The organism is Pseudomonas sp. MB-090624, from assembly GCF_003205245.1.
Classification (GTDB): domain Bacteria; phylum Pseudomonadota; class Gammaproteobacteria; order Pseudomonadales; family Pseudomonadaceae; genus Aquipseudomonas; species Aquipseudomonas juntendi.
Window position 1 is genome coordinate 51,184 of the sequence record NZ_QJRK01000002.1, and the last position, 18,424, is coordinate 69,607.

At 61.1% G+C, this 18,424-nt stretch carries 15 protein-coding genes and 1 pseudogene; 14 read left to right on the forward strand and 2 right to left on the reverse strand.

Annotated features, from left to right (window positions below; all coding sequences use genetic code 11):
* Positions 1–58 precede the first annotated feature (58 nt).
* From DMX12_RS01445 to DMX12_RS01500, 12 genes and pseudogenes are all read left to right on the forward strand, one after another.
* Positions 59–3,055 (forward strand): molybdopterin cofactor-binding domain-containing protein, encoded by a 2,997-nt coding sequence (locus tag DMX12_RS01445; protein ID WP_110675847.1) that lies wholly within the window; start codon positions 59–61, stop codon positions 3,053–3,055.
* On the forward strand, positions 3,052–3,858 hold the full coding sequence (locus DMX12_RS01450) for a xanthine dehydrogenase family protein subunit M (protein ID WP_110675849.1): 807 nt from the start codon (positions 3,052–3,054) through the stop codon (positions 3,856–3,858). Before DMX12_RS01445 ends, DMX12_RS01450 begins: the two co-directional genes overlap by 4 nt.
* 1 nt (position 3,859) lies before the next feature.
* Complete coding sequence (locus DMX12_RS01455; protein WP_110675851.1) at positions 3,860–4,360, forward strand: (2Fe-2S)-binding protein; 501 nt, start codon at positions 3,860–3,862, stop codon at positions 4,358–4,360.
* Between the two features lie 5 nt (positions 4,361–4,365).
* Positions 4,366–5,904 (forward strand): AMP-binding protein, encoded by a 1,539-nt coding sequence (locus DMX12_RS01460; protein WP_110675853.1) that lies wholly within the window; start codon positions 4,366–4,368, stop codon positions 5,902–5,904.
* 19 nt (positions 5,905–5,923) lie between these two features.
* Entirely contained in the window at positions 5,924–6,727 is an 804-nt protein-coding gene (locus DMX12_RS01465) for an enoyl-CoA hydratase/isomerase family protein (protein WP_110675854.1), read from the forward strand.
* 194 nt (positions 6,728–6,921) lie between these two features.
* Positions 6,922–8,340 (forward strand): sodium:solute symporter family protein, encoded by a 1,419-nt coding sequence (locus tag DMX12_RS01470; RefSeq protein ID WP_110675856.1) that lies wholly within the window; start codon positions 6,922–6,924, stop codon positions 8,338–8,340.
* 74 nt (positions 8,341–8,414) lie between these two features.
* Positions 8,415–9,848 (forward strand): UbiD family decarboxylase, encoded by a 1,434-nt coding sequence (locus DMX12_RS01475; protein ID WP_110675858.1) that lies wholly within the window; start codon positions 8,415–8,417, stop codon positions 9,846–9,848.
* A gap of 78 nt (positions 9,849–9,926) precedes the next feature.
* Positions 9,927–11,285: pseudogene (locus DMX12_RS01480) on the forward strand (MFS transporter).
* 11 nt (positions 11,286–11,296) lie between these two features.
* The gene (locus DMX12_RS01485; RefSeq protein ID WP_110675860.1) at positions 11,297–12,055 is read left to right on the forward strand and encodes an SDR family NAD(P)-dependent oxidoreductase; all 759 of its coding nucleotides are present in this window, start codon (positions 11,297–11,299) and stop codon (positions 12,053–12,055) included.
* A gap of 14 nt (positions 12,056–12,069) precedes the next feature.
* Positions 12,070–13,512, forward strand: coding sequence for an aldehyde dehydrogenase family protein (locus DMX12_RS01490; protein WP_110675862.1), 1,443 nt, complete (start codon positions 12,070–12,072; stop codon positions 13,510–13,512).
* A 20-nt stretch (positions 13,513–13,532) separates the two neighbouring features.
* Complete coding sequence (locus tag DMX12_RS01495; protein WP_110675863.1) at positions 13,533–14,486, forward strand: LysR family transcriptional regulator; 954 nt, start codon at positions 13,533–13,535, stop codon at positions 14,484–14,486.
* Positions 14,470–15,093 carry a UbiX family flavin prenyltransferase gene (locus tag DMX12_RS01500; RefSeq protein WP_110675865.1) on the forward strand — a complete coding sequence of 208 codons (624 nt, stop codon included), beginning with the start codon at positions 14,470–14,472 and terminating at the stop codon, positions 15,091–15,093. The genes DMX12_RS01495 and DMX12_RS01500 overlap by 17 nt, the downstream gene beginning before the upstream one ends.
* Before the next feature lie 16 nt (positions 15,094–15,109).
* Here DMX12_RS01500 and DMX12_RS01505 read toward each other — a convergent pair whose 3' ends face one another.
* Positions 15,110–15,889, reverse strand: a complete 780-nt coding sequence (locus tag DMX12_RS01505; RefSeq protein ID WP_110675867.1) for an alpha/beta fold hydrolase — start codon at positions 15,887–15,889, stop codon at positions 15,110–15,112.
* Between the two features lie 90 nt (positions 15,890–15,979).
* Here DMX12_RS01505 and DMX12_RS01510 point away from each other — a divergent pair, with 90 nt between their 5' ends.
* Together DMX12_RS01510 and DMX12_RS01515 are read left to right on the forward strand one after the other, a co-directional pair.
* Positions 15,980–16,951, forward strand: coding sequence for an XdhC family protein (locus DMX12_RS01510; RefSeq protein WP_110675870.1), 972 nt, complete (start codon positions 15,980–15,982; stop codon positions 16,949–16,951).
* 177 nt (positions 16,952–17,128) lie between these two features.
* On the forward strand, positions 17,129–17,983 hold the full coding sequence (locus DMX12_RS01515; protein WP_110675872.1) for an AraC family transcriptional regulator: 855 nt from the start codon (positions 17,129–17,131) through the stop codon (positions 17,981–17,983).
* Positions 17,984–18,087: 104 nt separating this feature from the next.
* On the opposite strand, the gene DMX12_RS01520 is transcribed toward DMX12_RS01515, so the two are convergent.
* The gene (locus DMX12_RS01520; RefSeq protein WP_110675874.1) at positions 18,088–18,378 is read right to left on the reverse strand and encodes a DUF6388 family protein; all 291 of its coding nucleotides are present in this window, start codon (positions 18,376–18,378) and stop codon (positions 18,088–18,090) included.
* Between the last annotated feature and the right edge of the window lie 46 nt (positions 18,379–18,424).

Below are 18,424 nucleotides of genomic sequence, written 5' to 3' on the forward strand. Positions count from 1 at the left end.
TTCTCACACACTCGGCTCTAACGCTATCGCGCTGTATAACAACAAGAGCCGCGAAAAAATGACCAGTTCCCAACCTGCTACCGAAAGCCAGACCGGCCACATCGGCGCCCGTCAGGCCCGTGTCGAGGACGCCGCATTGTTGCGCGGCCTCGGCTGCTATGCCGATGACGCTGCGATCCCTCCGGGAACGCTACATGCGGCGATCATCCGTTCACCCCACGCTCATGCCCGGATCATCTCGGTGGACTTTTCCAAAGCGCTGCTGATGAAAGGCGTGCACGGCGTACTGGTCGGCGAAGACGTCAAACGCTGGGCGCTGCCGTTTCCGGTGGGTGTACGTCAGCCGATGGAGCACTGGTGCGTCGCCGTCGACAAGGTGCGTTATGTCGGAGAGCCGGTGGCCGTGGTGATCGCTGAGAGCCGCTATCTGGCGGAGGACGCCATCGAAGGTGTGCGCGTTGAATACGAGCGGCTGTCGCCGATCATAGATCCTGAACTGGCCACCGCCGAACAGGCGCCGATCCTGCACGAAGCGGTCGGCAGCAACGTGGTCAACGAACGGCACTTTCGCTATGGCGAGCCGGAACAGGCGTTCGAGCAGGCGCCGCACAAGGTCTCGCTCAAAGTGAAGTTTCCGCGCAGTTCCTGCACACCCATTGAATGCTATGTGGTGCTGGCTCAGTACGAGCGCGCCACTGGCATCTATGACGTGTTGGCCAATTTCCAGGGCCCCTATGCGTTGCACACGGTCATGGCCCGGGCACTGAATGTGCCTGGCAACCGCTTGCGTTTGCGCACACCGAAAGATTCCGGCGGTAGCTTTGGCATCAAGCAAGGCGTGTTCCCTTACGTCGTGATGATGGGCCTGGCGTCACGCAAAGTCGGCGCACCGGTGAAGTGGGTCGAGGACCGTCTGGAACATCTTCAAGGGGCTTCTTCGGCGACCAATCGGGTGACCGAGATTGAAGCGGCGGTAGAAGCCGATGGCCGTATCACCGCGTTGCGTTATGACCAGATCGACGATTGCGGTGCCTACCTGAGAGCGCCCGAACCGGCAACGTTCTACCGCATGCACGGCAACCTGACGGGGGCCTACGCGATCCGCAATGTGCAAGTTCGCAACCGCGTGGTGCTGACCAACAAAACCCCTTCCGGCCTGAACCGTGGTTTTGGTGGACCGCAGGTGTATTTCGCCCTGGAGCGGCTGCTGCAACACATCGCCGTGCAGTTGAAGCTTGATCCGTTGGAGGTGATCCGCCGCAACCTGGTGCCGGCCGATGCTTTTCCTTATCAGGCGGCCGCCGGCGCGCTGCTCGATTCCGGCAATTACCAGGCAGGCATCGCCTTGGCGGCTGATGAGGGCGGTCTCGACGAGTTGCTCAAGCGTCGTGATCAGGCGCGTGCCGAAGGCCGAATCTATGGCATCGGTTATGCCGCCGTCATCGAACCCTCGATTTCCAACATGGGCTACATCACCACCGCGATGACACCCGAAGAGCGGCGCAAGGCCGGTCCGAAAAACGGCGCTGTCGCCACCGCCACCATCAACGTCGGCCCATTGGGTGACGTCAGTGTGCACGTATCCTCGGCGCCGCAAGGGCAGGGCCATCAAACCACCGTCGCTCAGGTCGTCGCCGAAGTGCTTGGGGTGGCGCTGGAATCCATCGTGGTCAACGTCGAACTGGATACCCAGAAGGACGCCTGGTCGATTGCCTCGGGCAACTATTCCAGCCGCTTCGCCGGCGCTGTGGCCGGTGCCGTCTACAAGGCCGCGCTGAAGATCCGCGATCGCCTCGCCGCAATTGCCGCCGAGCAGTTGCAGGCCAGTCCCGAAGATATTCGTTTCGCCGGCGGCAAGATTTTTGTGGTCAATGGCGGGGCGGTGGCGCCATTCCATCGGATTGCCGGTGCGACCCACTGGTCGCCGGGCCTGCTGCCGGAAGGTGAAAGCGGCGGCCTGCGCGAAACCGCCTTCTGGAGCCCGCCGCAACTGGTGGCGCCGGACGACCAGGATCAGGTCAATAGCTCACTGTGCTACGGCTTTGTCTTTGACATCTGTGGCCTGGAAATCGACCGCATGACCGGTGAGATCCACATCGATCGCTACGTCACCTGCCATGACGCCGGCCGCCTGCTCAACCCGGCACTGGTCGATGGCCAGATTCGTGGTGGCTTCACCCAGGGCCTCGGCGCGGCGCTGATGGAAGAGTTCGCCTATGGCGAGGACGGCAGCTTCCTCTCCGGGACCTTCGCCGATTACCTGGTGCCGACCGCACCGGAAGTGATCGAACCGGTGATCCTGCACATGGAAACGCCATCGCCATTCACCCCGTTGGGCGCCAAGGGTGTGGGCGAGGGCAACAATATGAGCACGCCGGTGTGCATCGCCAACGCGGTGGCCGACGCCCTCGGTCGCTCGGACATCCGTCTGCCACTGACGCCCTCGAAAGTACGCACGCTCATTGGCATCGACGAACCGCCACGGCCCGCCGGTATGGAAGCCGATGACAACCTCGACGCAGCCGCCGGTGGACCGGCACTGCGGGCCAACGACTCGGTGGTGATTCCTGCCTCGCCGCAACAGGTGTTCGATACCTTGCTCGACCCGCAGACGCTGGCGGCGATCATTCCCGGTTGCCACGACCTCGTGCTCGAAGGCGAAAACCGTTACCGCGCAGACGTCACCGTCGGCGTCGGCATGATCCGCGCGCGCTTCGAGGCCAAGGTGGCCCTGAGTGATCTGGACCCGCCGCATTCGTTGCGTCTGTCGGGATCCGGCAGCAGCTCCATGGGATCGGCCCAAGGCCAGGCCCAGGTGCGTTTCGTTGAACTGGAAAATGGCCACACACGTCTGGAGTACCAATACCAGGTGGCGGTCAGCGGCAAAGTCGCCGCAGTCGGCGGTCGAATGTTGCAAGGGGCCTCGAAAGTGATCATCGGACAAATATTTACTCGCCTGTCGCAACGGGTCAGCGGCCAAGCCATCTCCACCGGCTGGTGGGCGCGGCTGCGTGCCTCGCTCGGCGCGCTGTTTGGCAAGGGAGGTGCGCAATGAAACCGGCGGCTTTCGATTACGTTCGGGCTGACACCCGTCGTCAGGTGGTTGAGTTGCTCGCCGAGTACGGCCAGGAAGCTCGCATCATCGCCGGTGGCCAATCGCTGATGGCGGTGCTGAACATGCGCCTGGCTCAACCCAAATTGCTGATCGATATCAATCATGTGGATGAGCTGGCCTATATCGAGCTGCGCAACGATTGCCTGGCTGTCGGTGCCGGGGTGCGACAGGCGCAGTTGCTGGCGCGTTCGAGCCTGATGGACGAGGTGCCTTTATTGGCGCTGGCCATGCCCTGGATCGGTCACTTCCAGACGCGTAACCGCGGCACCGTCTGTGGCTCGGTGGCTCATGCCGACCCCAGCGCCGAGTTGCCACTGTGCCTGGTGACGCTGGGCGGCGAAATCGTCCTGGAGTCGAAAAAAGGCAAGCGCATCGTCAAGGCTGCCGACTTCTTCCAGGGCATTCTCACCACCGACAAGCGTGCGGATGAACTGGTCGTCGAGGTGCGCTTTCCGCTCAAGCGCGAAGGCATCACCTATCGCTTCCGTGAAATCGCCATGCGCCACGGTGACTTCGCCATTGTTTCCCTGGCCGCGGCCATCGGCACGGACCAGGTCGAACTCGGCATCGGCGGGGTCGCCGACCGTCCGCAACGTCGCAGTCTGCCACGTGGTGCGGCGCTGCCCGACGCGCTCAATCAAACCGCCTGGTCGCTCGATGCACAAGACGACGTGCAGGCCAGTGCTGCCTTTCGCCGCCAACTGATTCGCGAGCTGGGTCATCAGCTGATCGAAGGAGCCTGACATGCGTGTAACTGCCGACCAAACCTTTCCGATTCGCCTGGAACTCAACGGCCGCTCCCGCCAAGCGTTGGCTGAACCGCGCACCCAACTCTGCGATTTCCTGCGCCACGACCTCGGTGCCACGGGTGTCCATGTTGGATGCGAACACGGTGTCTGCGGTGCCTGCACGGTGCTGGTGGACGGAGTCGCCATGCGTTCCTGCCTGATGCTCGCGGTACAGGGGCACGAGCGGCGTATCGAGACCGTCGAGTCCCTGGCCGACGACGACACACTGAGCGACCTGCAACAAGCTTTTCGCCGTCATCACGCCTTGCAGTGCGGCTTTTGCACTGCGGGCATTCTCATGTCCTGCGTGGATTTCCTCGAACGGGTACCCAACCCGGACGAGACCCAGGTACGCGACATGCTTTCGGGGCATCTATGTCGCTGCACGGGCTACACCGGCATCGTCCAGGCCGTGCTCGAAGTCGCCGCCCAGCGCCAAACGAACAAAGGGGTATAACAAAAATGTTCGATCTCGGACGCAGCTTCCTCGCAGCCGTTGAACGCCGACCGCACGCCGTGGCGGTCAGTGACGGTGCATTGAAGAAAACCTATGAAGACTGGTTCGTCGATATCCAGAGCGCAGCCAGGGGCCTGCAACGCCTGGGGCTGCAACGCGGCGACCGACTGCTGGTAGCGATGCAGAACCGCTGGCAAATGGCGACCCTGCATTGGGCCTGTCAGTTTGCGGGCGTCGTCATGACCCCGTTGAACTGGCGTTCGACTGCCGATGAGCTGGGCTACTGCATCGAAGATGCGCAAATCCGCGCGTTGGCCTACGACGACGCGACCGTGGCCGCCGTAGCCGGCTGCTGTGCCGCCACAGGGCTGCCACGGATCGCCGCCGGTCTGCGTGCCGCCGACTCCGACCTGAGTTTCGAGGAACTGTGTTCGCAAGCGCCTGCGGCAATCATTCTGCAGGCCAACGCCGAAGACTTTTCACTGCTGCTGTACACCTCCGGCACCACCAGCAAGCCCAAGGGCGTGCCCCGTCGCCACCGTAGTGAACGCGCCGCGGCGGTTGCCCACGTAGCGCAAAACCTTTACCGCCAGAGCGAGTGCACGCTGGGAGTCATGCCGCTTTATCACACGATGGGCGTGCGTTCGCTGTTGTCCATGGCGCTGATCGACGGACATTTTGTCTGTGTGCCGAAGTTCGACGTCGAAGCCACGCTGCAGGCCATCGAGCGGGAAAAAGTCAGCAACCTGTACCTGGTGCCGACGCTCTACCACATGCTCATCGAACACCCGGCCTTCGCCCGCGAGCGAGTCGCCAGTGTGGAGAAAATCGGCTTTGCCGGTGCGCCGATGAGCGACGGCTTGATGCGTCGCGTCGAGGCGGCGTTCCAGCCGCAATTGTTCGTCAATCATTACGGCAGCTCGGAAATCTACACCTTCACCATCGACCAGCAAGCCAGCCGCAAACCCGGTTCGTCAGGGCGTAGTGCAATGAACCAGCGAGTGCGCGTGGTGCCGCTCGATGCAGAAACGGCAGACGTGCAGGCCAATCCGTTGGAGGAGGGCCAGATCATCGCCGACCTGGCGAGTGACGAGGCGTTCGAAGGCTACCTCAACCGCCCCGAAGCGACCGCCAAGGCGTTGCGTGACGGATGGTATTTCACCGGTGACATCGGCTACTTCGATCTGGAGGGCGATCTGTTCGTTACGGGTCGGGTCGATGACTTGATCATCACCGGCGGCGAAAACGTCAGCCCGGCGGAAATCGAAAACATGCTCTCCCTGCACCCGGCAGTGGAAGAAGTGGTAGTGGTCGGCCTGCCCGACGAGCAGTGGGGCAAGATCATTGCCGCGTTCATCAAACTGCGCGCCGAAGTCTCGGAATGCGACCTCGATGCCCATTGCATTGCTTCGGGCCTGGCCAAATTCAAGCGGCCACGGCGTTACCAGTTCATCGACCAGATTCCAAAATCTCCCGTTGGCAAGGTGCTGCGGCGCGTGCTGCTGGCCCCATTCCAGGAACAGGCCTTGAAGGCCATCAGCTAATCATCCAGAGGACACTCCCATGCAACAACAATCGATCCAGCAATTTCTCGAGACTCAATTCGATGGCTTCCAGGTAGAAGTCGATGTGTCCCGTGAGCGCGCCGACATCATCCTCAACCGGGCGCCGTTGAACGTCATTTCCATGGGGCAGCGTGATGAACTGCGCCTGGTCTTCGAAGCCCTCGATGCACACAAAGAGGTGCGCGTCATCGTGCTGCGCTCGGTGGGTGAACACTTCTCCAGCGGCGGCGACATTAAGGGTTTTCTCGAAGCGTCGCCAGAGCACGTTTCCAAGCTGGCCTGGAACGTCGCGGCACCGGCACGTTGCGAAAAACCGGTGATCGTTGCCAACCGCGGTTACACCTTCGGTGTCGGTTTCGAACTGTCCCTGGCCTGCGATTTCCGCATTGCGTCGCAAACCACGCGCTACGCCTTGCCTGAGCAGAACCTGGGGCAGATCCCGGGCTCGGGTGGCTCCGCACGCCTGCAGAAAATCATTGGCATCACCCGCACCAAGCAGATGGTGATGCGCGCCAAACGCATCACGGGCGACCAGGCCTATGCCTGGGGTATCGCGACCGAGGTCGTGCCGGACACCGAACTGGAAAGCACCGTCGATGCCTTGGTCGATGAGCTGCGTCGCTTCTCGCCGCTGGCTCAGCGCACGGCAAAAAAACTGATCAACGACAACGAAGATGCGCCGCTGACCGTCGCGATCGAAATGGAAGGTCACTGCTACAGCCGTCTGCGTAGCTCCAAGGACTTCAAGGAAGGCGTCGAAGCCTTTCACAGCAAGCGTCCGGCAGTGTTCACCGGCGAGTAAATGTGTACCGGCGAGCAGGCCCGGGAGCATGTCGGCTACGGCGTGCGTCTCTACGGAGCAGGGCCTGCCCCCCCTTCACTGAAACTGATAGGGCACATCAATATTCGTTAATGGAAAACCTGTCGCGAGGCTCTTAGGGTGAGATCGGCTGCACCGAAATCCGTCCAATAAATATAAGAATCGGAGTTCCACTTATGGCTTCTAGCTGGCTGGTTTTAACCATCGTGGCCGTCTACATGGTGGTCTTGGCGTTGATCAGTTTCTGGGTTCGACGCTCTACACAAAGTGCGAAAAACTTCACGACAGGAGGCAAGGACTTCCCGGCGGTGCTGATCGGTTTTCTGATGATGTCCGAGTTCATCGGCACTACCGCGAGCATTGGTACGGCCCAGGCGGGTTACACCTATGGCATTTCCGCCGCCTGGAACATAGCCGCCCTGGGCGTCGGGTTCGTGATCTTCTCCATGTTGTTGGCGAAGAAGTACAAGGAGCTCGGCGAGAACACCATTTCCGGGGCGCTGGCCCGCACTTACGGCGAGCCGGTACGTTTTGCCACATCGGTGATCATGATCTGCGCACTGTCGATCGTCGCGGTCTCGATCTACGCCAGCGGTGGGGCAGTGCTCGCGACCTTGCTGAGCATCGAGCGGACGTCGGCGATCATCATCGTCGGTATTGTCTCGGTGCTGTATGTCGGCATCGGCGGCATGCGCTCGGTGATCTATACCAACGTCTTGCATGCGTTGATGATGTACGCCGGGATCATCCTCGCCCTGGGTTTTGCCTTGAGCAAAGTGGGCGGCATGGGCGAGTTGGTGGCGCGACTGCCAGCGCCGATGTTCGAAGTCGGCAACGTCGGTTGGCCGAAGATTTTCGCCTGGCTGGTGGCCGGCATCGGTGCGACGTTCGCCACCCAGTACGTGGTGCAGGCGGTGAATACCGTCAGCGACGGGCGCAAGGCCCAACACGCGAGTTTCTACTGTGCATTGATGTTGATTCCCTACGGCCTGATCGCGGCAATGGTGGGGATGTGCAGCGCGGTGTTGTTTCCACAGATTCCCACGTTGCAGGCCTTTCCGCAAATCCTCGGGCACATGCAGGAATGGATGGCCGGGATCGTCGTCGCCGGACTGGCCGGGGCGCTGTTCGGCACCATGGCCGCGCTAACCATGGGCATCGCCACATTGTTGCTCAAGGACTTCTATCAGCCGTTCTTCAACCCACAACGTGATGATCGCAAGAACCTCAACTTTGCCCGGACCGCGACCATCGTCGCCGGCCTGCTGCCCATCACACTGGCGCTGTACGCCTCCGACGTTCTGGTGGTGACCTTCCTCGCCAAGGCCTTGCGTGCCTCACTCGCGGTACTGGTGCTGATGGTGTTTTACGCGCCGACATTCGGCACGCGGCGGGGTGCGTTCATCAGCATCATCGCGTCACTGACCATCACCATCGGCTGGTTCCTGATGGGCAATCCCTACGGCATCGACAACGCCTACATCGCACTGGCCACGCCACTCGTGATCATGACCCTGAGCCACTTGCTGCGGGGTGGCAAGCCCGAGCGAACCGACAGCGCCAAACCCATTGGTGCGACCGCAACCGGAAGCTGAAGCCCAGCGATTTCAACGGGCGTGCCGTCGGGTGACCGGGCATGCCACCAGAACAATAATGACGAGGTAAGGCCATGCAGCCTGTGACTCTTTCCACCCCCGAAGCCGACATGGCCGGGGACCTGCCAGCAGGCGCCAGCCTGCGTGGTTGGCTCGACCATTTGCAGCGCCAGCAGCGCTTGGCAATGATACGCCCCGGCGTGGACCTGCGTTTCGGCGTTGCAGCGATTGCCAATCGCCTGGACGGCAAGAGCGCTTCACTGTTTCCCCAGCCTGGCGGCCACTCGATTGCGGTGGTGTCCGGCCTGCTGTCCGACCGGCAGTGGATGGCCGAAGCCATGGGCGTGGAGTCCGCTGAAGTGTTGGCGCGTTTCCAAGCCGCCAGCCTCAATCCGCTGCCGTGGCGCGAAGTCAGCGATGCAGCTTGTCAGCAAGTGGTGCATCGCGAGATCGACCTGAACAAACTGCTGCCAATTCCCACCCACAACGAGCACGACAGCGGCCCTTACATCACCGCTGGCCTGCTGATTACCCGAAACCCGCGCACCGGGGTACAGAACGTTTCGATTCACCGCTTGCAAGTGAGCAGCCCAAATCGCCTGGGCGCACTGCTGTTGCCACGCCATGCGCTGGCCTTCTTTCAGGAAGTCGAGGCGCTGGGAGAGGATCTGGACGTGGCGGTGGTCATTGGCGCTGATCCGCTGACCTTGCTGGCGTCCCAGGCCATCGTGCCGATCGATCACGACGAACTGGAAATTGCCGGTGCGCTGCATGGCCGTCCGCTGGCGGTGACGCGCTGTGTCACCAACCAGATTCGCGTGCCTGCCGATGCCGAGATCGTCATCGAAGGCCGGTTGCTGGCCAAGGCGCGGGAGATGGAAGGGCCGTTTGGCGAGTTTCCGCAGTACTACGGCGAGCGCGCCGAACGCCATGTGATCGAAGTCGACGCCGTGACCCATCGTCACAACCCGATTTTTCACACCATCGTCGGCGGCGGCCTGGAGCACTTGCTGCTCGGCGGCATCCCGCGCGAAGCGACCATGCTCGCGCACTTGCGCCGCAGCTTTCCGTGCGTGCGTGACGTGCATCTGAGCAAGGGCGGAGTGTGTCGTTATCACCTTTATGTGCAGATCGACAAACGCTCCGAGGGTGAGGGCAAGAACGTCATCCTAGGCGCGCTGGGCGGTCACTACGACATCAAGCATGTCACCGTGGTGGATCTGGATGTGGACATTCATGACCCCACCGAAGTCGAGTGGGCGATTGCCACCCGCTTCCAGGCCGATCGCGACCTGGTGCTGATCCACGAATCCCAGGGCTCGAAGCTCGACCCGTCCACCCGTGACGGTGTTGGCTCGAAGATGGGCTACGACGCCACGGTGCCGCTGTCGGCACCGACCATGCGCTTCAAACGAATCCAGGTGCCAGGCCAACAGGAAGTCGAACTCGACAAGTTGGCGCACGCGGCCCCGCAGGACTGGCAGCGCGTGCTCCAGATGCACGATTGAACCCGGTGGCCGCTGGAGTTCGACGGCCTGTTTCCGATAGTTCCAACCAACTCAAGACACGTCTTGCGTGAGGCAACCATGACCACGACAACAACAACAACAACAACTGCATCGCCAACCAGCGCCGCTATCGATATACCGCAGATTCCACCTGGCAAGGCCTTGCTCGCGGCATTTGCCTCGACATTTGGCTGGGCGCTGGATTTGTTTGACCTGTTCATTCTGCTCTACGTGGCGCCGATCATCGGCCGCATGTTTTTCCCCTCGGACACCCCGACTCTGTCGCTGGCCGCGGTATACGCCTCATTCGCCGTGGCCCTGCTGGTGCGCCCCCTGGGTTCGGCAATCTTCGGCGCGTATGCCGACAAGCACGGCCGCAAGCGAGCGTTGATGGTGTCGATGGTCGGCGTCGGTATTTCCACGGCACTGTTTGGCGCGCTGCCGACCATTCATCAGGCCGGCATATTGGCGCCGATACTGTTTCTGCTATTGCGGGTGATTCAGGGCATTTTCGTTGGCGGCATCGTGGCCTCCACTCACACCATCGGCACCGAATCCATCTCCCCGCGCTATCGCGGCCTGATGTCCGGGTTGATCGGTGGTGCCGGTGCCGGCATGGGCGCGCTGTTGGCGTCGTTCACTTACCTGGTGTTGTCGGAAATTTTCCCTGGGGATGAATTTGACGTCTGGGGCTGGCGCTTCATGTTCTTCTGCGGGCTGCTCAGCACGTTTTTCGGGCTGGTGATGTTCCGCTATCTGGAAGAAACCCCGGTCTGGCAGCAACTGTAACAAGCCCGCAAGACCAAGGGGCCGGCGGTAGTGGTCGTGTCGCCGCTCAAGCGTCTGTTTGGTCGCGAGTACCGCAGCGTGATGCTGGTCAATCTGCTGATTACATTCGGCGGCGGAGCAACGTATTACCTGGCCTGCGGTTATCTGCCGACCTTGCTCAACGTGGTCGCCAAAGTGCCCCATACGGAAACTTCGCAGATGCTCATGTACGGGTCGGTGGCAACCATTGTCGGAGCACTGGCCTTCGGTTTCCTGAGTGACCTGATCGGTCGCAAGAAGACCTTCATGCTACTGGGTGTGATTAACCTGGTGAGCTTGCCGATGATGTTCCTCGGTGTCGCCGAGCCGGGTTCGCTGGCGCGCACTGCGCTGTATTGCGTGGGCATCGCCTTCATGGGCGGGGCGATCATCGCGCCGATCCTGATCTTCCTCAACGAACGCTTCAGCACCGAGCTGCGCGCCAGCGGCACAGGATTGTCCTGGAACATCGGTTTCGCCCTCGGTGGAACCATGCCGACCTTTGTGTCCCTGTTCAGTAGCAGTCCCGCGCAGATCCCGATGGTGCTGGCGATTTTCGCCGCCGGCCTGTCGGTGATCTACCTGATCGGCAGCGTGGTGATTCCGGAAACCCAAGGCAACTTCAAGTAAAGGAAAACGCAATGAGCAGACTGAAGGGAAAAGTCGCGATCATTACCGGTGCCGCGCAAGGCATCGGTGCCACGTATGCCCAGGCCCTGGCGGTCGAGGGCGCGAAGGTGGTGCTTTGCGATTTGAAGGCGCCTGATGACACCGCTGCCGCGATCCGCAACAAGGGCGGTACGGCCCTGGCAATCGCTTGCGACGTGACCGACGGTGCCGCGGTTCAAGCCATGGTCGAGGAAGCCGTGGCGCAGTTCAGCGGTGTGCACGTACTGATCAACAACGCGGCGTTGTTTGCCACCCTGGAACTCAAACCGTTCGAGCAGACCAGCTCGGCGGAATGGGACCGGATCATGGCGGTCAACGTGCGCGGTTCTTTCGAGTGCGCGAAGGCGGTCATGCCGGTGATGCGCCGTCAGGGCTACGGCAAGATCGTCAACATTGCCTCGGCAACGGCGTTCAAAGGCGCGCCGATGATGGCGGCGTATGTCGCGTCGAAGGGCGCGGTGATTGCCCTGACTCGCTCGATAGCGCGGGAAGTCGGCGACGCCGGCATCCGCTGCAACTGCCTGGCGCCCGGCCTGACCATGAGCGCCAACGTCCAGGCCAATGCCGCCTGGGCCGGGGATATCGTGCGCAACAACATTGCCAGCCGTTGCATCAAGCGCGAAGCGGTGCCGCAGGATCTGATCGGCGCGCTGCTGTTTCTGTCCAGCACCGACAGTGATTTCATGAGCGGCCAGACCATTGTGGTCGACGGCGGTTCGGTGACCCATTGATTCAAGGAGGACTCATGCAAAGCCAACACTTCATCGATGGACAATGGACCGCTACGGATCGTTGGACCGACAGTCTCGATCCGGCAAACGGTGAGCTGATCGGACGCTTTGCCGACGGCGGCGAGGCCGAAGCTGAAGCGGCGGTGGCCGCCGGCGCCCGTGCCTTCAACGACCCGCAGTGGGCGCAGAATCCACGCCTGCGTCAGCAGCTATTGCTGGAGTGGGCTGCCGGCCTGACAGCGCGTCAGGAACAACTCGCGCATTTGCTGACCCGCGAGAACGGCAAGGCATTGGCGCAGTCCCGAGGAGAGATCGGCGGGGCGATTTCCGAGATTCTTTATTACGCCGGCCTGGCCCGGCACAACCCGGGGCACATGCTCGAAGTGGCACCCGGTGAGTTCTCCAGCATGCTGCGCGAACCCGCCGGAGTGGCGGGGCTGATCATTCCGTGGAATGCCCCGGCGGTGCTGCTGGTGCGTGCTCTGGCGCCGGCGATCGCGGCGGGTTGCACGGTGGTGATCAAACCCGCGCCACAAACCGCGCTGTTCAACGCGGCGATGCTCGAACCGCTGTTCGCGTTGCCGGGCCTGCCGGCAGGGGCAGTCAATCTGTTCACCGAGAGCGGGCATGCCGGGGCAGCGCATCTGGTGGCTTCGCCGCGGGTGGATGTGCTCAGTTTCACGGGCTCGACCGCTACCGGCCAGCGCATCATGCGCGCCTGCGCGGCGAGCATGAAAAAGCTCTCTCTGGAACTGGGTGGGAAGTCCTGCTGCCTGGTCTTTGAAGATGCCAATATTGCCGCCATCGCGCCGAAACTGGCCGCGGCAGCCACCATTATCTCTGGCCAGCAATGCACTGCCGCCCGACGCGTGCTGGTGCATGCCAGCCGTTTCGCCGAAATGAAAACCGCGCTGACCACCGCTCTGCAGCAGGTGCGTCTGGGCAATGGCTTCGATCCAGCGACAACTATGGGACCGCTGATCGACTGGCAATCCAGGGATAACGTCGAGCGACGCATTAGCGAGGCACTGGACAGCTGTGACGAAGTGCTGCTGGCCGGTGGTCGTGGGCAGGGTGAACTGAGCAAAGGCGCATTCCTCGCACCATCGCTGATTGCCCACCGCGACAGCAGCGCGTTCTTCTGTCAGGAAGAAATTTTTGGTCCGTTGCTGATACTGGAGTCTTTCGAAGACGAAGCCGAGGCTGTTGCGCGGGCCAACCATACCGAGTTCGGCCTGTCTGCGAGTGTCTGGACCGAACAGGGTGCGCGCGCCTGGCGTGTCGCTCGGGCATTGCGCAACGGCACGGTGTGGCTCAATGAGCACAACAAATTGTTCGCCGAGGCGGAAACCGGTGGCTACCGCAAGAGCGGCCTGGGGCGCTTGCATGGCGTCGATGCGCTGCTGGATTTCAGCGAGCTCAAACACATTTATCAGAACGTCGGCACGCTCGGTTGAGCGCGCACGCGAGGGTGACTATGGAGCTGCGCCATCTGAAGTATTTCACCTGCCTCTATGAAGAGGGCTCCGTCACCCGGGCTGCACAGCGCTTGAATATCGTGCAACCGGCGTTGTCGATGCAGATCGCCAGGCTTGAGGAAGAACTCGGGCAGACGTTGTTCGAGCGCAGCTCCAAGGGCATGGCGCCGACCGAGGCCGCAGATCAGGCTTATCGCTTGTTCATGCCGATTCTTGGCCAGCTGCTGGCGGCGCGTCAGGCCCTGATCGACCGTAGCGGCCAGATTGGTGGACGCATCAGCGCCGGGCTGATCGCGTCTGCCGCCAACAACGCGTTGGCGAGCACGCTGGCGCATTTCGTCGAGCATCAGCCACAGGTTGAATTGAGCGTCACCTCGGGCTACAGCCAGGAATTGATCGCGAAGGTCCTGACCGGCGTGCTGGATTTCGCGGTCATCAACCAAAGCTTTCAGCATGAGCACCTGATCGGCCACGACATCTTCGATGAGGAGCTACTGGTCGCCACCGGTGCAGCCAATCGCCTCAACGGAGCGTTGCCCTTGCCGTTGGCCAGTCTGGCGGGATTCAGACTGGTGCTGCCCTCGCCTCGTCACGGGTTGCGCAGGGTGATTGACCAGCACCTTGCTGCCCAGGGCATTGAAGTCACCCCGCAGTTGGAGGTGGACGATCTGGCGGTCATCGAGGACTTCTTGCGTCGCAGCGACTGGGTCGGCGTGCTGCCGGCAACCATCCTGCATCGCGGATTGCACGAAGGCGCGTTGCGCGCCTATCCGCTGGCCGCGCCAGGAATCAGCCGGCGCATGGTCTGTGTGCACGACGCCCGTCGACCATTGACCCCGGCGGCAATACTGTTCATCGAGATGATCGGCAAAACCATGACCACCGCACTCGACACCATCCATTTCTACAAAGAAGGTCCGATAGAGGAAGGCAACCATGGGCACTCCCGGTAATAGCCGGCCGCAGCGGCTGATCGTAGGAATTTCCGGTGCCTCAGGCGCCGTCTATGGCGTGCGTCTGTTGGAGCTGTTGCGCGACACGCCGATTGAAACCCATCTGGTGGTCAGCAAATCGGCGCTGATTACTTTGGCCCATGAAACCGAGATGTCCTGGTCCCGGATCAAGACCCTTGCGGACGTCAGCTACGTCAATCAGGACATTGGCGCGGCAATCGCCAGTGGCTCGTTCAAAACCATGGGCATGATCATCGCGCCGTGTTCGATACGCAGCTTGTCGGAGATTGCCAGCGGCGTGACTTCAACACTGCTGACTCGCGCCGCCGACGTGGTGCTCAAGGAACGCCGGCGCCTGGTGCTGATGGTTCGCGAGACGCCACTGCACCGCAATCACCTGCGCAGCATGACCGAGTTGGCCGAACTCGGTGCAGTGATCGCGCCGCCAGTGCCAGCGTTCTATGCCAAGCCGACCAGTCTGGAAGACATGATCGATCACACCGTTGGCAGGGTGCTGGATATGTTCGATATCGAACTGGGTGTCGTCCGTCGCTGGCGTGAACGGCCGGAGCGCGTAGCAACGCTGGATGAGGTGGTCGATGGTTGAGTCACGTTCGGTACATTCAGGCGGGGAGGCGCTCCAGGAATTCGCAGACCAGTTCCAAGGTCCGCTCGGTCGCTTCGGTCTGGGGAAAGTGCCGGCAGTCATCCAGCAACACACAGCGGCACGGCCCAGGCACCTGTCGTTCGATGACCACCAGTTGCTCGGGCGTGGCGTAGTGGTCTTCACGACCCTGAATGACCAGCAGCGGCTTTTCGATATAAGCCAACTGCGCTTCAAGATCGTCCAGGGAAAAGTCCGGGTGCAACCAGCTGTCGCTCCAACCGTGAAAGGCGCCATCGACATTTGTCCCATGGTGACGTACCAGGCGTTCGCGCAATGGGCCCCGATGCCAGGCTTCAGTGGTATGGCGAATGCCATCGAGGCTTTCGGCCTCGACAATTACGTGGGGTGCCAATGCAATGCTGCCCAGCACCCGTGGGTCGTTGGCGGCGGCATAGGCGAGGACGATGGATGCACCGTCGCTGTGACCGAGCAAGACCACTTGCGGCAGTTGCAAGGCATCGAGCAATTGCTGCAGTTCACGAGGGCCGTCGCTGGTCAGGTAGTTCAGCGGGCGCGGCAGGGTCACCGGGCTCGATTGCCCATAACCCTGACGGCTATAAGTGACCACACCGCAACCGCTGACCTGGGCCAGACGCCGGGGGAAGTCTTTCCATTGGTCAGCGCTGCCAAGGCCTTCATGCAGCAGTACAAGTGTCGGTCGCGATGGGTCAGCCGCACGAATGTGGCGATATTCCAGGCGCAGCGACCCAAGGTGCAAAAACGGTTGTGGCGACATGTTGAACCAACGTTTAAACAAGGTTGCTCGCAGGTTACCGTAAACGTAACCCTGCAGGCAGCACCACGCTTTGCTTGAGGTGTAGAAATCATGCGTCATCTTGATGTTCGGGTGATCCAACAGGCACTGCAATGGGCTCGCGAAGGGCAGGCGCAGTGGCTGTGCACAGTGCTCTCCACCTATGGTTCGGCGCCGCGTGCACCGGGTGCGATGCTGGTGACCAATGGCACGGGCGAACACGTCGGTTCGTTGTCCGGTGGCTGCGTCGAAGAAGAATTTCTTGAAAGCCTGGCGCGTGGAGAATTACGTGAACCGGCACAGATCGTCAGTTATGGCGACAGCGTAGAGCAACGGCATCGTTTGCGATTGCCTTGTGGTGGCGTGCTCATCGTGTTGGTCGAGCACCGCGCTGCCAGTGTTGAATGGATCGTACATCTGGAGAGTCTGCAAGCGGCATTGCTGGGTCAGCGCCGTCTGCAGCGCCATATCGAGTTGAGCAGCGGTGCAGTGCGCCTGGATCCAGACAGCGGACACGGTAGCGAGCGGGTGCAAGTCATTGATGAGCGAGTGCGCATCAGTGTTGGCCCGGCGTTACGCCTGATTCTGGCAGGGCTCTCGCCGGTCGCGGAAGCCTGCGCCAGTTTTGCCCGCGCCATCGGCTGCGAAGTCATCGCCTGCGACCCTCGGGAAGAGATGCTGCATGTCCAGCTCGAAGGCGTGGAGATGCAACGTGTGCTGCCTTCAATGTTTATTGCCGCCGCAGGTTGCCACGCGGCGACCGCCGTGGTGGCGCTGACTCATGATCCACGAATCGATGATCTGGCGCTGATGGAAGCGGTCCATACCCCGGCGTTTTACATTGGCGCCATGGGGTCTCAGGCAACCTCGGCCAAGCGCGCCGAACGACTCAAGCGCATCGGTGGTTTGACGGATGAACAGATCGCCCGTTTGCACATGCCCATCGGCCTCGACCTGGGGAGCAAGGCCCCGGCGGAAATCGCTCTGGCAGTGGTGGCCGATATCCTGCGTGTTTATCACGGCAGAGAACGCCATGCCTTGTGAGTCGGTTTTTCCGACGAGCGTGGGGGCTGCGAAAGTCGAGGTAGACGCTCGGTCATTCGCGCGCGATAGTGGCCAGCCAACATTGAGAGATCGCCGGGGTCTAGAAACAGATAGGCGCCGCGATTATTCTTCATTGTGGCCGATAACAACATCGCTTCAAGCGAGCGGAGGAATCTGATGTCCATAGCCCAACGGGTTTTCCACGGCAGGTTTGGCCGGGTCGCCTTGCTGAATATGGATCGTTCGCTGGTTACCCACACCCATTCCGAATGCCATGTGCTGGTCAAGGTGTCCGGCGAAGACACTTATTTCAACGTCAACGGTCGGCGGGTTCCACTCAGCGATCGCACGGCGGTGCTGGTCAACGCCTGGGAGCCGCATTTCTACGATCCGCAGCCAGGCGCCGGTGCCACCGTAATCCTGGCGCTTTACATCGAGCCCGCTTGGCTGGCCACTGCTCAGCAGTCGCTGGCACTCAGCGCCCGACCTGACTTTTTTGCCCAGTCGTGCATCGAATTGAAGAGCCGTAATCGCACCTTGGCCGACATCCTGGTCGCCGAAGCCCATGGCTGCGGGATCGTGCCGAAGGAGCGCATGGAATTCATGCTGTTCGACTTCCTGATTGAACTGATCGAGGACTTTTCCAGCTGGCGGCATTTATCGCTACTCGGTGCGCCGAACTCAGCTGAGTTCCGTGACGCGCGCGTGCGTCGTGGCACCGCATGGTTGCTTGAGCACCTCGATGATCCGAACCCGATCGACAACGCCGCGCGGGCTTGTGGTCTGTCGCGGGCGCACTTCTTTGCGCTGTTCAAAAAAGATACCGGCCTGACGCCTACCCTGCTGCTTAACGATGCGCGCATGCGGCGGGCTTTTGCCTGGCTGGAACGTGAGCGCAGTGGAACGTTGGGCCTGTTGTCGGAGAACCTCGGGTTCTCCGAGCAAGGTCATTTCACACGGTTTTTCCGTCAGCACATCGGAGCTTCACCCAGCCAGTATCGGCGCGTAGTGGATTGTTATACGACGGCTTGAACCGAGAGGAGGGCGGGGGGTATTGGGTAATACTCCCGCCGATGAAGTTAGTCTTTCATCTTGAAATTGCCGGTTTTTATAGACGATCAAACTTGTAGAGTCTATTAATTGTCGAGAGAATCATAGATCTCTTTCATGCGTTCTTCGCGCATCAACTCAAGTTCTTCTTTGGTTTCAGCTACCCACTGCAGGATAAAATCCCAGCAATCGCAGTCGTGAGCATCCGCTTCTGTTTCAAAAGCTTCTTTGAGAAATTTAAGGCGATATTCTTCTGGCGAGAGCCTGCAGTTTTCAGCGAGGCTGTAATTCAGCTCGCTGAGTTCAAGCTGAATCCATAGATTGGCGTCCAGGAATTTCTTTAGGGCAAGTTCGGCTCTAAGTTCTTTTGCGATCATGAATGCTCTCTTGTGGCATGCAATAAGTAGCTGGTTGTTCAAGGTC